General features: G+C 69.6%; 10 protein-coding genes. 5 read left to right on the forward strand and 5 right to left on the reverse strand.

The genetic code is table 11. The features are described 5' to 3' along the window. Positions 1-52 precede the first annotated feature (52 nt). On the forward strand, positions 53-2,176 hold the full coding sequence (gene malQ, locus GON09_RS09910) for a 4-alpha-glucanotransferase (RefSeq protein WP_213931645.1): 2,124 nt from the start codon (positions 53-55) through the stop codon (positions 2,174-2,176). Positions 2,177-2,218: 42 nt separating this feature from the next. Here malQ and GON09_RS09915 read toward each other — a convergent pair whose 3' ends face one another. Both GON09_RS09915 and GON09_RS09920 read right to left on the reverse strand, forming a co-directional pair. Beyond that, positions 2,219-4,009, reverse strand: coding sequence for an AMP-dependent synthetase/ligase (locus GON09_RS09915; protein WP_213931646.1), 1,791 nt, complete (start codon positions 4,007-4,009; stop codon positions 2,219-2,221). Next, entirely contained in the window at positions 4,002-4,490 is a 489-nt protein-coding gene (locus tag GON09_RS09920) for a MarR family winged helix-turn-helix transcriptional regulator (RefSeq protein WP_213931647.1), read from the reverse strand. Before GON09_RS09920 ends, GON09_RS09915 begins: the two co-directional genes overlap by 8 nt. 175 nt (positions 4,491-4,665) lie before the next feature. Between GON09_RS09920 and GON09_RS09925 the strand changes: the two genes are divergently transcribed. Genes GON09_RS09925 through GON09_RS09935 form a run of 3 tightly spaced genes read left to right on the forward strand, consistent with a single transcriptional unit; the run spans position 4,666 to position 11,578 of the window. Then, complete coding sequence (locus GON09_RS09925) at positions 4,666-6,222, forward strand: DUF2397 domain-containing protein (RefSeq protein ID WP_213931648.1); 1,557 nt, start codon at positions 4,666-4,668, stop codon at positions 6,220-6,222. Continuing rightward, positions 6,219-7,349 carry a TIGR02678 family protein gene (locus GON09_RS09930; RefSeq protein WP_213931649.1) on the forward strand — a complete coding sequence of 377 codons (1,131 nt, stop codon included), beginning with the start codon at positions 6,219-6,221 and terminating at the stop codon, positions 7,347-7,349. The genes GON09_RS09925 and GON09_RS09930 overlap by 4 nt, the downstream gene beginning before the upstream one ends. Beyond that, the gene (locus GON09_RS09935) at positions 7,346-11,578 is read left to right on the forward strand and encodes a TIGR02680 family protein (RefSeq protein WP_213931650.1); all 4,233 of its coding nucleotides are present in this window, start codon (positions 7,346-7,348) and stop codon (positions 11,576-11,578) included. Before GON09_RS09930 ends, GON09_RS09935 begins: the two co-directional genes overlap by 4 nt. 61 nt (positions 11,579-11,639) lie before the next feature. Here GON09_RS09935 and GON09_RS09940 read toward each other — a convergent pair whose 3' ends face one another. Together GON09_RS09940 and GON09_RS09945 are read right to left on the reverse strand one after the other, a co-directional pair. Further along, positions 11,640-12,824 (reverse strand): thiolase family protein, encoded by a 1,185-nt coding sequence (locus GON09_RS09940; RefSeq protein WP_213931651.1) that lies wholly within the window; start codon positions 12,822-12,824, stop codon positions 11,640-11,642. Between the two features lie 195 nt (positions 12,825-13,019). Next, positions 13,020-13,910, reverse strand: a complete 891-nt coding sequence (locus GON09_RS09945; RefSeq protein WP_213931652.1) for a hypothetical protein — start codon at positions 13,908-13,910, stop codon at positions 13,020-13,022. Between the two features lie 318 nt (positions 13,911-14,228). Between GON09_RS09945 and GON09_RS09950 the strand changes: the two genes are divergently transcribed. After that, complete coding sequence (locus GON09_RS09950) at positions 14,229-14,525, forward strand: chorismate mutase (RefSeq protein ID WP_213931653.1); 297 nt, start codon at positions 14,229-14,231, stop codon at positions 14,523-14,525. A 182-nt stretch (positions 14,526-14,707) separates the two neighbouring features. On the opposite strand, the gene GON09_RS09955 is transcribed toward GON09_RS09950, so the two are convergent. Next, positions 14,708-16,132 carry an aldehyde dehydrogenase family protein gene (locus tag GON09_RS09955; protein ID WP_213931654.1) on the reverse strand — a complete coding sequence of 475 codons (1,425 nt, stop codon included), beginning with the start codon at positions 16,130-16,132 and terminating at the stop codon, positions 14,708-14,710. Positions 16,133-16,344: the final 212 nt, after the last annotated feature.

Genomic DNA, 16,344 nt, shown 5'->3' on the forward strand with positions numbered 1-16,344 from the left:
CCTATGTTCCGCACGCTGCCCCCGAGTCGTTTTGCTGGCATGATTCAGGACCGTGACGTCCTCGGCGAAACTGCGCGAACTGGCCGGAAAGCACGGTATCTCCACCACCTATACCGGATGGGGCGGCCTCGACCACGATGTCTCCGACGCGACATTGCGGCGGATACTCGCCGCGCTCGATGTCCCGGCCGCGACGGACGACGACGTCGTGACGTCGCTCACCGACTTCGACGACCGTCCGTGGCGCAGCATGCTGCCGCCCGCCCTCGTGGTCGTCGAGGGTGACGACCGGACGTTCCCGGTCCACGTGCCGCACGGCGATCCCGTGTCGGTGTGGGTGGTCACCGAGGACGGCACGGAGATCGAGGTCGAACAACGCGACGTGTGGGTGGATCCGAGGACGGTCGACGGCCGGCTCGTGGGCCGCGCGACGTTCGCCGTTCCTCGACTGCCGCTCGGTTGGCACGTCGTACACGCCCGCAGCAACGATGTCGAGGCCACCGCGCAACTCGTGGTGACCCCACGCCGTTTGTCCACCGCCGACCGGTTGCTCGAGAAGAAGCGGTGGGGGCTTGCGGCCCAGGTCTATTCGGTGCGCAGCCGCCGGTCGTGGGGCATCGGAGATTTCGCCGACCTGGCGGATCTGGCGGCGATCACGGCCGGTTACGGCGGCGACTTCGTCCTGATCAATCCCGTGCACGCGGCGGAGCCGGTACCCCCGCACGAGCCCTCGCCCTATCTGCCGTCGTCGCGGCGCTTCGTCGACCCGCTGTATCTGCGGGTCGAGGATGTCCCGGAGACGGCGTATCTTCCCGTAAAACACCGCAAGGAGCTCGACGAGAACGCGCAGCGCGCGGCGAAGGCGAACCGGAAGGCGCGCCGTCTCGATCGCGATGCGACCTTCCGCGCAAAGCTCGACGTCCTCGAGCGCGTGTACCGGGTGCCGCTCGGCCCTGCTCGGCGGGCGCGGTACGAGGCGTTCTGCGCCGAGGGCGGGCAGGCGCTCGACGACTTCGCGTTGTGGTGCGCGCTGTACGAGAAGTTCGGCGACCGCGCCGACCGGTGGGCATCGCGCGCTCCGAGTCCGGACGACCCGAAGGTCGACCGGCTGCGCGAGCGACTCGCGTCTCGGATCGACTTCCACCGGTGGCTGCAGTGGCTGTGCGACGAGCAGCTCGCGGCAGCACAAACCGCCTCGCTCGCCGCGGGTTCCGAGATCGGCATCGTGCACGACCTCGCAGTGGGGGTCGGCCCGCACGGCGCCGACGCGTGGACACTGGGTGATGCGCTGGCCACGGGCGTCACGGTGGGCGCTCCCGCCGACGACTTCAACCGCAACGGCCAGAACTGGAATCAGCCGCCCTGGCGCCCGGATCGGCTCGCGGAGCTGGGATACATTCCCTACCGCGATGTGGTGCGGTCGGCGTTGCGGCACGCGGGTGGGGTCCGGGCCGATCACATCCTGGGTCTGTTCCGCACCTGGTGGGTGCCGAACGGGATGTCGCCGGCGGACGGCGCGTACGTCCGCAGCGACCACGAGGCGCTCGTCGGCATCCTGGCGCTCGAGGCGCATCGCGCCGGTGCCGTGGTGGTGGGTGAGGACCTCGGGGTGTTCGAGGAGTGGGTGCAGGAGTATCTCGCCGAGCGGGGTATCGCCGGTACGTCGATCCTGTGGTTCGAACGCGACGAGGAGTCCCCTCGCGGGCCGGAGACCTACCGTTCCCTGTGCCTGACGTCGGTGACCACGCACGACCTTCCGCCCACCGCGGGTTATCTGGCGGGCGATCACGTCCGGCTGCGTTCGCAGCTCGGTCTGCTCGAAGGCGATCTCGACACCGAGCTCGCCGACGCGGCTGCCGAACGCGACTCGGTTCTCGCACTGGCGGTCGAACGGGGCCTGCTGGACGAGGGCGAGACGGACGTCGAACGGCAGGTCGAGGCGCTGCACCGGCTGATCGCGGCGAGTCCGTCTGCGCTGCTGGGTGTTTCACTGGCCGATGTGACCGGCGAACGTCGCAGTCAGAACCAGCCGGGCACGGTCGACGAGTATCCGAATTGGCGGGTTCCGCTCGCCGACGAGCGCGGCAAGGTCGTCTTCGTCGAGGATCTCGTCGAGCACGACGGATTCGCGAGGCTGGCCCGCGCGGTGTCCGGGGACGCCGCACCGGTGGAGTGACACCGCCTCACGATCGCGGCGGGAGGACACCTCCCTGGCGCGTCACTTCGCGTACAGGGCGTCGATCTCGTGGGCGAAACGTTCGGTGACGACGTTGCGCTTGATCTTCAGCGTCGGGGTGAGCTCACCGGATTCCTCGGTGAGATCGCGGTCGAGGATGACGAACTTCTTGATCGCCTCGGTGTGCGAGACGAGCGTGTTGGCGTCGTCCACGATGGTCTGCATCGCGTCCCGCAGCGCGGGATCGTGGCGCAGGTCCGCGATCGTCGCACCGGCCGGCTTGCCGTTCTCGGTCTTCCAGTTCTCGAAGACGTCCGGGTCGACGGTCACGAGAGCGGTGACGAAGCTGCGACCGTCGCCGATGACGACGGCCTGGGAGACGAGGGTGTGCGACCGCATGCGGTCCTCGATCGGCCCGGGCGAGACGTTCTTGCCGCCGGCGGTGATGATGAGGTCCTTCTTGCGTCCGGTGATGGACAGATACCCGTCCTCGTCCAGAGAGCCGAGGTCGCCGGTGCGGAACCAGCCGTCGTCGAAGGCGCCGGCAGTGGCCTCCTCGTTGCGCCAGTAACCGTCGAAGACGACCATGCCGCGCAGTTCGATCTCACCGTCGGCCGCGATACGCGCCGAGTTCCCGCCCATGGGGCGTCCGACGGTGCCGATCTTCTGCGAGCCGGGCGCGTTCACGCTGTGCGCGGCCGTGGTCTCGGTGAGGCCGTAGCCTTCGTAGATCGGCACGCCGACGCCGCGGAAGAAGTGTCCGAGGCGCGGGCTCAGGGCGCCGCCACCGGAGATCGCGTACCAGCACTCGTTGCCCATGGCCTGGCGCAGCTTGGAGAAGACCAGCCTGTCGGCGACAGTACGCTTGGCCTTCAGCAGCAGCGTCGAGCCGCCCTGGTCGAGCGACTCGCTGTAGGCGATGGCGGTGCGCTCCGCGAAATCGAAGATCGCTGCCTTGACCGGTCCGCCGGCCGCAGCCTTGGCCGCTGCGGCGTCGCGCACCTTCTCGAAGACGCGGGGCACACCGAGGATGATGTTCGGCGAGTACCGCGCGAACTGCGCGGAGACGGTCGAGAAGTCCGACCAGTGCGCCTGCGCGGCTCCGGCTTCGAACAGTGCGAGCGACACGGCGCGGGCGAGAACGTGTGCGAGGGGAAGGAAGGTCAGGCCCCGGTTACCGGGCTTGGCAACCACACCGACATCGGAGGTGAGGATCGACCGGACCTCGGCGAGGAAGTTGCGGTGGGTGAGCATGCATCCCTTGGGGCGTCCGGTGGTCCCCGAGGTGTAGACGAGGGAGGCGAGTCCCTCGGAGCGGATTCCGGACAGGCGCGCGGTGATCTCGGCGTCGTCGACGTCGGCTCCGTCGGCCGCGAGGATGTTCACTGCGCCGTCCTCGATCTGCAGGAGGCGACGCAGCGTGGCGGGCATGTCGACGAAGAGCTTCTCGTGCCGCGCGGTCTCGACGACGGCGAGGACGGCCTCGGAGTCCTGAAGAATCCAGCGGATCTGTTCGGTGGACGACGAGTCGTAGATCGGCACCGATACCGCGCCCGCCGCCCAGATCGCGTAGTCGAACAACGACCACTCGTACCGGGTGGCCGACAGCAGCGCGACGCGATCGCCGGGCTCGACGCCGTTGGCGATCAGGCCCTTGGCGACGGCCCTCACCTGGTCGGCGAACTGCTGCGCGGTGACCGCGACCCAGTCGTCGCCCTGCGGCCGGGAGTACATCACGCGATGCGGAGTCTTCTCCGCATGGGTGAACACCGTGTGGACGACCGATTCGTCGTCACCGATGGTGAACAGGGCCGGGGTCGAGTACTCACGCACTGCAATCTCCATCGTTCTGGTCGGGAGTCCGGTCGTCGGAATCGATTCCTGCGCGGAAGCGGCGCAGAAGGTCCACGAAGCGGTCGAGGTCGTTCTCGTCCCAGCCCTCGAGGCCGGCGCGGACGTCGTCGAGACGACGCACGACTGCACCTTCGAGAACCGCCGCTCCGTGGTCGGTGAGTCGAAGCGGATGACCGGCGCGTGCCGGACCCGTCCCCGCCTCGACCCAGCCCACATCGACGGCGTGACGCAGCTGACGCGACACGGTCGAGCGGTGGACACCGAAGACCTCGGATATGTCGGTGGCACGGCAGCCCGGATTTCGCGAGATGAAGCCGAGAAGCGAATGCTGGACCAGCGAGAGACCACTGTCCTGCATTCGGGCTCCGGACGTCAGGAAGCGCACGAGGTGAGCGAACTCCTCGTATACGCGGGCAACGCCGTCCGCAGACGGCCGCCGGGCCTGCCGATTGTGTTGCACAGGGCAACTATAAACACGAGTGAGGCAGGGCACGAATCCACTCCGTGTCCTGCCGATCCCGGTCTGTCTCTTCACAGCCTGTGCGCGCGCTCGGCGAACTCACACACCGTGTTCCGCAATCACCGGGCTAGCCTGTCTGTCCGTACGGCGTCAGCACTCGGGAAGAAGAGGTCGGATGGGCGAACACACCGGTCGCGACCTGTTCCGCTACCTCGTCGCCGACGAAGCGGACGAGTACCTCGCGGTGATGGACAGCTTCACCGGCCTGCTGCTTGCAGAACTGTCCGCGGACGACATCGCAGCCTCGTGCGCGGCGCGGGGCGCGACGCTCGACGCCGCGGTCGTCGACGCCCGGTGTCGCCGGCTGGTCCGATGGGGAAACCTCGCGCTCGTGAGCCGGGCCGGGGGAAGTGACGACGGGGGCACCGGCGGATCCCACCGGCGGAGCGTCCGGGACGTGGTGTCCATCGACGTCAGGGACGTGGTGTCCACCGACGTCCGCGACCGTGCCCGGTACCGGCCGACACCGGCCGGACTGCGGGTGCACCGTGAGGCCGGCAGGCTGCTCGCCACCTCCGATGGAGTGCACGAGGTCGCACGTGAGTCGCTCGGTTGTGTAGCCGACACACTCGGCCGGATCGACGAACTGCTGATCGGCGACCGGGCCGTGCTCGACCGGGACGAGTTGGCCGCGCACGTCACCGCCCTGTTCTCGCACCACCGGTTGTTCACGGACAGCGTCGCCGATTTCTACTCGCATCTCGCCGAGATCCTCGGCCGTCTCGACGACGCAGGGGGCGTCACCGACTACACGGAGACCAAGCACCTGCTCCTCGACTATGTCGACGTCATCGGATCGGACGTCGAACGTCTCGCCCCTCTCGTCACGACCAGACTGGCTCGACTGGAACCACGTCTGGACTCCCTGCTCACCGCGCTGCCCGAGTTCGGCCTGCGCGGGACCGAGGGGTCGCACACCGTTCCGGGCCTCTCCCCCGGTCGCCGTCGCGCCGATTGGGAGGCATTGGGGCAGTGGTACGCCGAGGACTACGGCCCGCGACGCATGCGCGACGCGGCGGCGTCGGCACTGAGCCGACTGCTCGTGCGCACGCGACGGATCACGGCGAGCACGCAGGGCTTCTCGCACCGCGCGGATCTGTTGCGCCTGGCACGGTGGTTCACCGAATCCTCCGACGAGCAGGCCCACCGCTTGTTCGCCGCGACCTTCGGTACTTTCCCGAGCCGGCACCTGCTGCTCGGCCCCGATGAGACCGATCCTCGCGTCGGTGCGGGCACGTCGTGGTGGCGGGCCGATCCCGTCGTCGTGCCGGTGTCGCTGCGCGAGCGCGGCGACCACTCGTCCCGAGGAGGTGTCGGACGTCTCCCCGATTCGCTGCCCGGCCGGGTCCGAGCGGACGAACTCGCGCGGCACGAGTCACGCCGCCGCGCCGACGCCGTCGCCGAGTTGAGTTCGGCGGGCGACCTCCACGGCGCGCACCTGTCGACGGTGGCACGCGACGTACTCCTCGACATCCTCGCCACGGCACTCGCGGGCTACCGAACCGCCGATGGTCCGGTGCACGTGGACGATCCCGATCTCGGGTTGTCGCTCACGGCCGAGCCCGGTGCCGACACGGTCGTGCACTGCCCCGACGGAGACCTCACCGTGCACGGTCTCTCGCTGCGCGCTGCGGCGACGGAACCGCTCGACCACAGTGCGGTGACCCCGTGAGCACCCCGCATCCGAGTACGGCATCGCCGGACGCCTCCGGCCGGCGCGACGCCGCGCGAGCACTGCTGCAGCAGCCGATCGTCACCGTCGCCGGCGACCGTGAGACGTTCGACCTCGTACGACGCCACGCGGCGCCTCTGAAGGCCATGTTCGCCGACCGGCTCGGATACCGCCTCGTCGTGGAACCGACCTTCGTCCGTCTCCTCAAGGCACCACTCGAACCCACGGCACCGCACCGGGCCCTCCGGCACACCGACGGCACCGAGTTCGGCGCGATCACCTACGCGTGCCTCGCACTCGTGTGCGCGGCACTGATCGAACCCGGGACCGGCGACCGCGTGTCCGCCCGCACTCTGCTCGAGCAGGTGCGCGCCGACGCGAGGGAGAACGGCATCGTGTTCGGCGACTCGGTGTCCGAGGAGCGGAACTTTGCTGCCGCCCTGCGCATCCTCGAGGAATGGGGAGTGATCACCGAGTCCGATCCGATGGACGAGGAGAACGGCGACGCGCCCCACTTCGGGATCCATCGCGACCTGCTCCCCTACCTGCTCGACGCTCGCCTGCACGAGATGTCCCGCCCTGCAGCCGCACTCACACACCTCGAGCACGAGCCCGCGGGCCGGCGCCTGTACCGGCGGCTCGTCGAGGATCCGTTCGTCGCGCGCGACGAACTGGACGACGAGTCGGCGGCGATACTCGCCCGCGACCGGCACGAACTCGCCCGGATGCTGGACGAGGACTTCGGCCTCGTCCTCGAGGTGCGGGCCGAAGGCGCGCTCGCATACGACCCGGCCGGCGTACTCACCGACGACGCCTTCCCTGGACCGGGGACCCTGAGGCATGCCAGTCTGCTGCTCGTCTCCGAACTCGTCGGACGGTTCGGGGATCGGGCGGCGGCCACCCTGCACGTCGACGCGCAGACCCTCGACTCGATCCTCGGCGACCTCGCCACCTCGCATTCCCGCACGTGGAAGAGCACCTACGTCCGCGACCTCGCACTCCTGCGCCGCGACGTCGTCGCCCTGCTCACCCGTCTCGGGTTGGCGCGTCCGCACGAGGACGGACTCGAACTGACCGCACCCGCCGCCCGCTACCGCCCCGCTCCCGCCGAAAGCCACTGTCGATGACCCATGTGCCCGACCCGTCCGCCCTCGACGGGAACCCTCCACCCCGCTTCCCGGATCGCTGGCGTCTCCGCCGCGCCGGGATCGTCAACGTCTGGCACTATCTCGACGTCGAATTCGTCCTGTCCGGTGGACGGATGATCCTGCGCGGCACCAACGGCTCCGGCAAGTCCCGCGCCCTCGAGATGTTGTTGCCGTTCCTTCTCGACGGCGACCGCAGGCGCATGGACGCGACGGGTGCCGCGAAGGTCGATCTGGACGAACTCATGCGCACCGGAGCTTCGGATACGACCGATCGTGTCGGATATCTGTGGCTCGAACTCGCTCGTCCCAGTGGACATCTCACCATCGGAGCGCAGATCCGCCACCGCTCCGACGCACGTCGCAGCGAGGTGTACTTCTTCACGACGCCCCTGTGTGTCGGCACCGACCTGCGTCTCGTCGACGACGCTCGCGTCCCCCTCTCGCGCGAGCGGCTCACCGAACTCGTCGGCGCCGACAATCTCACCCGCGACCCGGAACGGCATCGCGAGTCGGTGCGCAGGCTGGTGTTCGGCCTGCACGGTGAGACCGGACGCGACCGCTACGACGGCCTGCTGCAACTGCTGCACACCCTGCGCTCACCCGACGTCGGCAACCGGATCGACGAGGGTCGCCTTCCGCAGATCCTGTCGGACGCGCTGCCACCACTGACGGAGAACATGCTCGCCGAGGCCGGAGGTCGCCTCGACCTGCTCGGCGAGACTCGTCAGGAACAGATCCGGCTCGAGACGGCGCGCGCACACGTGCTGCGCTTCCACGAAATGTACCGGCGGTATGCGGCCGACCTGCTCCGCGCCGACGCCGACACCGCCGTCGAGGTCGCGCAGCGGGTCGTCGAGACCCGATGCGCACTCGCCGCCGCAGAGGCCGAGGCGGCCGACCTCGACGCCCAGGCCGCCGCCGCCGACACCCGCCTCCGGGAGCGCCGCGATCAGGTGGCCGAACTCGACCGGGCGATCCGCGGACTCGAAACCCACGAGATGTTCCGGTCCGCGGACGATCTCGCGCAGCGTCAGCTCGCCGTCGATGCGCTCCATCGCGCAGCCGAACACGCGGCAGCCGCGGCCGAGCGCAGTCGCCTGCGGGAACGGCGCGACGCGGGCCATGCGGCCGGTGTCCTCGACGAACTGACCTGCGCGGTCACGCGCGCCGCGCGGCGTCTCGCGACGGCGGGCCGCGACCTGCTGTCGGTGGGTCTTTCGCACGACACCGTGCCGACCACGCTGCACTTCTCCGTCGACCCCCCACCGGCTGTGCTCGAACCCGTCCGGACCGGCGTCCACGACACCCCCGAGCAGGTGGTGAGGCCGGTCGTGGCGACGGTGTCTCTCGACCCCGAACAGGTCGGCGATGCCCGGGACGCGGTCCTGCGCTCGGCCGAGGCGACCCGTCGCAGGCGGGACCAGGCCGACCGGCGACTGGTCGAGGCGCGTCGTCTCGACGCCGCCGCGCACGCGGTCCGCGAGGCCGAGGCGGCCGCCGATCGCGCGGCCCGCGACGCCGAACACCGTGCGGTCGAAGCCGCCGAGACCGATGCCGGTGTCGGCGCGGCCGCCGCCGGTCTGCAGCACCGGTGGCGCGAGTGGATCACCGCCGACCGCACGACGGCGCTGCTGCCGGAGCTCGACCGGGATCGGGTCGTTCTGATGCGCCGACTGTCCACGCAGCTCGACGCGCTGATCGACACGGCCCCGGCCGACATCACTCCGCCCGATCTCGGCTCCGACGGCGTCGACCTCGATTCGGCACTCGGGGAGCTGGATTCGCTGCCGGCAGCCGCCGCGCGTTCCGCGCTGAGTGACCTCGACAACGTCCCGGCGGAACGGGAGCGTCGAGAACGCGACGCACGGATCGCGCGCGAGCACCTCGTCCGTGAGCAGGCCGCGCTCGAAGCAGCGGGCGAGGGGCCCGAGCAGGCGCCCTGGCACGTGCGCACCGACGGTGTCCCTCTGTGGCGGGCGGTGGAATTCGTCGGCACCCTCGGGGACGACGACCGCGCCGGAATCGAGGCGGCGCTGCTCGCCGCGGGTTTCCTCACTGCCACGGTCGACGGGGAGGGACGCTTGCGCGCACTCGGCGGCCAGGTCCTCGTCTCGCCGCGCGGTGAACCACCGGCACAGCCCCTGTCAACGGTCCTGCGCCCCGACCCCGACGCCGGCGTACCGCTGCCGGCGATCAACGCCGTCCTGAACACGATCGGTTTCGAGGACGCCACCGCCGTGGCCTCGGTCTCGCGGGACGGTCGCTGGCACAACGGTGTTCTGCGCGGACGGCACACCGCCGAGACCCCACGCTGCGTCGGCAGGGCGGCCCGCGAGGCTGCTACCGCGGCCCGCCGCGTGCGCCTCGACGAGATCCGCGCCGAACTCATCCGGATCGACCTCGCGACGGAACAGCTGCGCGTCGACTTCCCCGACGCGGCGCACCGACGGGCGGAGATCGACGCGCACCTGTCGACCGCACCGACCTCGCACGCCCTGCGAGCCGCCCTCGAACGGCGTCGGCACGCGTACGGGCGCGTGCGTTCCGCGGCGGACACCGCGGTGGAGCTGCGCGAACAGGCAACGGCGCTGCGGGCCCGCTGGAGCGCCGACCTCGACGCCCATCGCACCGCGTGCTCGCACTTCGGGGTGCCCGGTGAGGTTCCGGAACTCGAGGCGCTGGTCGCCGGGTGTGCCTCCACCGAAGCGCTGTGCGCCGACCTGGCCCGCGATCTCGGTGACGTCCTCTCCGCACACACCCGGTTCACGGACGCCGCCGATCGGTGCGCGCAGGCCACAGCCGAGCGGATCGAGGCGGAGGAGATCGCCGAATCGTGCCGCTACGAATGGCACGCGAAGGCCGCGGTGGTCGCGGCCCAGACCGCGGCCGTGGACGTCGACGCCGGCGACCTGGCGAGGGAACTGCGCGACTCGGAGGCCGAACGGGCACGCGCCGACGAGCAGTTCCGACGCACGGTCGCTCACCGCGAGCACCTCGGCCGTGCCGTCGCCGAGGTGCTGCAACGATGCGCGGCTACGCGCGAACGACTCGACCGCGACCGGCGCGAACTCGCCGCGGCCGCGGAACTGCTCGCCGCGCACCTGCAGCTGCCCGAAGTGCACGCCGCACTCGAGAAGGATCCCGATCCGACCGCTGCGTCCTCGTGGACGCTGCTCCCTCCCGTCCACCCCGAGGATCCCGACCACGTGCGCTCGGTGGCTCGGGACCTCCTGGCCGCGCTGCCGCCGCGCACCGGAATCGACGAGAACGCGATGCTGGTCGCGCTGCAGCAGTTCGATCGCGATATCGCCGCCCGCTTCGACGTCGAGCACACGGTGACGCACGGTGTCCACCGGGTACGGATCGCCGGGGTGGGCGACGACAGCACACCCGCGGGCGTCTCGGCCGCACTCACCCGTCGAGTCGAGGAGGGCCGCAGGACCCTGTCGCAACGGGAGCACGACGTGTTCACCGGCTTCGTGCTAGGCGGTGTGGCCGACGAACTGCGCCGCCGGATCGACCGGGCACGGCAGCTGATCACGGCGATGAACGACAGTCTCGCCGAGAGCCGCACGACGCACGGGATCGGCGTGCGGATCGAGTGGCGACCCGGTGGCGAGGACACCGACGCGGCTCGCCTGACGCGACTGCTCACCGACACCGACCGCTCGGCCGACGATGCGGCCGAACTGGTCGAGATGCTGCGCCGCCGGGTCGAGTCCGCGCATGCCGCCGACCCGGCCGCCGGGTTCGCGCTGCACCTGTCGCAGGCACTGGACTACCGACGCTGGCACGAGGTCGAGGTGACGATCGTCGGCCCGGGACCGGACCAGGAGCGACGGATTTCCGCGCGCGCCAAGATATCCCAAGGTGAGACGCGCTTCGTGTCGTACATCGCGCTGTTCGCGGCGGCAGACGGCTGTCTCTCGGGTCTTCCCGACACCGGTACCGCATTGCGGCTGGTGCTGCTCGACGACGCGTTCGCCAAGATCGACGATCCGACGATCGGTGAGCTGATGGGCCTGCTCGTGCGGCAGGACATCGATTTCGTCATGACCGGGCACGCGCTGTGGGGTTGTGTGCCCGAGGTACCCGAACTCGACGTCTACGAGGTCCGCCGGCTCGGCGACGGTGCGGCCGTGACGACCCGCGTCCACTGGGACGGCCGCGTGCGGCGCCTGCGGCCGCTCACCGACCTACCGACATGACGGTGGCGGACGCATATCGGTATCGCGTCCGCCACTGTCGGGATCCTGGGGAGGTGCCGGATCAGGACACGCGGCGCAGCAGCGCGGCGAGTGCCTGTCCGCCACCGATGCACATGGTGACGACGCCGAGTTCGAGGTCGCGGCGGATCAGGTCCTTGGCGACGCGCAGCGTGAGGATCGCGCCGGTCGCGCCGACCGGGTGGCCCAGGGCGATGGCACCGCCGTAGGGGTTGGTCTTCTCCGGGTCGAGCTTGGCATCGCGTGCCACGGCGAGGGCCTGCGAGGCGAAGGCCTCGTTGAGCTCGACGGTGTCGATGTCGGCCGGGGTCAGGCCGTTCTGCTCGAACAGCTTCACCAGGGCGAGCGTGGGTGCGTAGCCCATGAGTTCGGGTTCCATCGCTGCGGTGACGACGGACTCGAGCACGACGGAGCCGGCGAGGCCGCGTTCGCGGGCCACCGACTCGCGGGCCAGGACGAGGGCGGCCGCGCCGTCGTTGATGCCGGAGGCGTTACCGGCGGTGACGGTTCCGTCCTTGATGAACGCCGAGCGCAGCTTGCCGAGCACCTCGAGGGTGGTGTCGGGCTTGGGGTGCTCGTCCTCGGTGACGGTGACGGGCTTGCGGCCACCGATCTCGACCGGGGTGATCTCCTCGGCGAAGACGGCCTTCGCCGCGTCGGTGGCGGCGCGGCGCTGCGATTCGAGGGCGAACTCGTCCTGCTGCTCACGGCTGACGCCGTACTCGCGGGCGACGTTCTCGGCGGTGACGCCCATGTGCAGTCCGCTGAACGGGTCGGTGAGCATGCCGACGGTGCCGTCGACGAGTTCGCGGTTGCCGAGCTTGTAGCCGCTGCGGGCACCGAAGTCGTAGAACGGCATGCGGGACATGCTCTCGTCGCCGCCGGCGACGGTGATCTCGGCAGCACCCCAACGGATCTCCTGGGCCGCGGACCACACGGCCTGCAGTCCGGAACCGCACAGCCGGTTGACGGTCAGGGCCGGGGTGGAGACGGGCAGTCCGGCGGCGAGGGTCACACGACGGGCGTTGTAGGCATCGGCGCCGACCTGGCCGATGCAGCCCATGACCACCTCGTCGATGTCCTCGCCCGCGACACCCGCACGTCGCAGCGCCTCGCGTACCGCGGTGGCGCCGAGTTCGTGCGCGGGTACGTCCTTGAGGGCGCCGCCGAAGCTTCCGACGGGGGTGCGTGCGCCGTCGACGATGACGATGCGTTCCGGAGCGGTCATTTCTCGTCCAATCTGGTCGAACACCTGGGGTCCACGCGCCGGCACCGGCCGAGCCCGCGGCTCTTCGAGGAGGGTGACCCTCCCGAAGTGTCTGGCTCGATGCTACGGCACCGAGTGCCGCATTCACGTAGGCACGAACGCGCGCTGCAGGAACGGGCACGGAAACGTCATTCTACATTACGAACTACGTCATTTTCATTCGTGGTCCGCGGTGAACGGGAAACCTGCCGCGAAACGATCCACAGCCGCCGGTGTGCCCAGTTCGCGGCGGTGCCGGGAGTGCTCCACATAGAACTCGAGGAAGCGGTACAACTGCACCGGGTCGACGGCCAGATACCGTGAGTCCACCTCGATCCGAGGCTCCTGCGGCAGGCGCTCGAACGGGAACATCCGACTCGTGCGGCGGCGCGCCCACGCCGCCGACTCGTGTCCCTCGATCCATATCTCCGGGAACCCCCGGTCGACCGCACGAAGACCCCGCACCGAGACCCACGGCAGATAGGACTCCACGAACCACCCGCGCAGCCTGATGCCGTCCGGCCCGAGAACGAGCGATCCGGCCCGGATGCGCCCGAGTACCACCTCCGCAAGGAAGGTCAGGCACACCCCGGCGACGAGTGCCAGCGCCACCGCCACGACGGGAAGCCCGTCGTTACCCAGCACGATCTCCACGGCCGCGCCGAGAGAGAGGAAGGCCCCGCACACCACCATCGCGAGCAGCAGTCCGAAGACGATGCGGCGTCCCCCGATCTCGGTACCCCCGCGACCTGCTGCATCGACATGTCCCACCCGCGTTCTGCGCCCCGGAGGCCACCAGAAGACAGCGCCGAAGGCTGCCGTCAGCAGCATCAGTACCGCCAGGATCGAATAGAAACGGTCGGCGCCCACCGAGTCGGAGCGCCACACGCCCACTCCGCGGGTCGCGGCGAACACCGCCACGAGCACGGCCGCACCGGTCGCTGCGTACACGCGCAGATTGTGCGCGCCGTGCTGCCATTCGCTCGGCCGTTCGGTGTCGGATGTCCGTTTGTCGGATGTCGCAGCCTCCGTGCCGCGCCCGCCCCACGGGACAACAGGTCGTCGCATCGGTCTCCCCTCCCGGTGTACCGAGAGCCCCGACGCTCTCGGCCGTGCCGGTCGGCCGGAACGCTACCTCGAGCGGCCGATCGGATGCGGACTCTTCGGGCGCGCCGCCACGGCCGGGCACACGAGTTGGCACCGGTCGGTGTGACAATTAACATACCCCTCGGTCATCAATGTGTTATTCCAGGTCACGGCTGTTTCTGGAGGGACGGGACGCGCATGGGAGAAGCTCGCGAGAATATTTCCCTACGTGTCGGTAACACCTGCAGGCGAGATCGCGACACAATCTGTGACGATTCAGACGAGACCGGAGGAGTCTGCATGACTGTCCAGCTTGATTCGCCTGGCATCGCGTCCGTCGGCGAAGCTTCGTCGACCGAGGCAGAGCTCGGCGAGCTGTTCGAGCAGATCAGGGAGCTCGACGCCCAGTTGCTCGCGGTGATCAAGCGGCGTTCGGAGCTCGTTCAGCGCGTCGGAGCATCGGCGAAGGGCACCGACGCGAGCCGCGAGGCACAATCCGAAGAAATGGCCGTCCTCGGCCGGTTCGACGAACTCGGCGCCGACGGAAGCACGATCGCCATGACGCTGCTGCGCCTCGGCCGCACCCGCAAGGCCTGAAGACCTACCCCCGACGGCCCCCGCTCCACACGGAGCGGGGGCCGTCGGCGTACCCGAAGCCGTTCACCGATTCGGGTCATGTCGGTCGCACACGTGGCCGACCTCGACGTCGCAGCGAAGCAGACCGCGAAGAATTCCGTGAACCGCCCGATCGACGCGAGCGAGGTCGCCGACGTCGTCCGTCAGCGCAGGATCGTCTTGATCTCCAGGAACTCCTCGAGCCCGAAAACACCCGCCTCACGTCCGATACCCGACTGCTTGTAGCCACCGAAGGGTGCGTCGGTGTTGAAGGCGCCACCGTTGATGTAGACCTGACCGGTGCGCATGCGGCGGGCCACGGCCTCCGCTCGCGCCGGGTCGGCCGACCACACGCCGCCCGACAGTCCGTACTCACTGGCGTTGGCGATGCGCACGGCGTCGTCCTCGTCCTGGTAACCGATGATCGACAGCACCGGACCGAAGATCTCCTCACGGGCGATCGTCATCTCCGGGGCGACGTCGGTGAAGACGGTCGGCCCGACGAAGTAGCCGGTGGAGAACTCGGTCTCGCGCCCGTCGAGCACCAGTTCGGCCCCCTCCTCGACACCCTTGTCGATGTACGACTTCACCCGTGCCTGCTGCGTGCCGCTGACGAGCGGGCCGAGCTTGGACGACGGATCGTCGGGCAGCCCGACAGTGAAGGCCCGCGCGACCTGCTCGGCGATGGCGGTGGCCTCCTGCAGTCGGTCGGCGGGGACGAGCATGCGGGTCAGCGCGGTGCAGGTCTGGCCGGAGTTGAGGAAGCACTTGCCCACGCCCTCGGTGACGGCGGCGGTGAGGTCGGCGTCGGCGAGGATGATGTTGGCCGACTTGCCGCCGAGTTCGAGCGCGACCTTCTTCACCGTCTCGGCCGCGACGACCGAGACCCGCTTGCCGGCGCGCGTCGACCCCGTGAACGAGACCATGTCGACGTCGGGGTGCGCGGAGATGGCCTCACCGACGACGGGGCCGTAGCCGCTGACGACGTTGAGCACACCCGGCGGCAGACCTACCTCGTCCACGATGTCGACGAGCGCATAGGTCACCAGCGGCGCGACCTCCGTGGGCTTGAGCACCACGGTGCATCCGGCCGCGAGCGCGGCGAACACCTTGAGCACCACCTGGTGCAGCGGGTAGTTCCACGGGGTGATCGCCCCGACGACCCCGATCGGTTCGCGTACGACCAGGGCGTTGCCGATCTCCTGGGCGTCGAAGTCGTAGGTGCCGGCCAGAGCGGCATAGCCGGCGATGTTCTTCAACGGCATCCCGACCTGGATGACGCGCGCGAAGTGGGCGGGCATCCCCATGTCCTGGGAGACGACGCTCGTGAGTTCGTCGGCGCGTTCGTTCGCCAGAGACGAGACCTTCTCGAGGTATGCCGCGCGCGCGGCACCGCTGAGCGCGGACCAGGCGGGGAACGCAGCCTTCGCCGCGGCGACGGCCCGATCGACATCGGAGGCGACCCCCTCGGCGACCACAGCGATGACCTCTTCGGTCGCCGGGTTCACGACCTCGATGCGCCCGGCGCCGTCGGAGTCCACCCACTGTCCGTCGATGTAGATCTTCGTGCGGTCGAGAATGTCGGTCATATCGCTCTCTCCTGCTCGTAGGCCGGCCTGTCGACGCCGTTGGGCGCGAGCGTAGCGAAGACACTTCCCGCAATACAGCGTTTACTCCCGGCGGGTTGTGATGTATGCCGCCGTCACCGGAATTAACACGTGCGCTACACTTGCCCTTGCTGCTCGCGCGCTCCACTGTCGCAACGCACGGCGCATTCGGACAAAGGCGTCTGCATTCACCA

This window comes from Rhodococcus sp. B50 (assembly GCF_013602415.1).
GTDB lineage: Bacteria > Actinomycetota > Actinomycetes > Mycobacteriales > Mycobacteriaceae > Rhodococcus.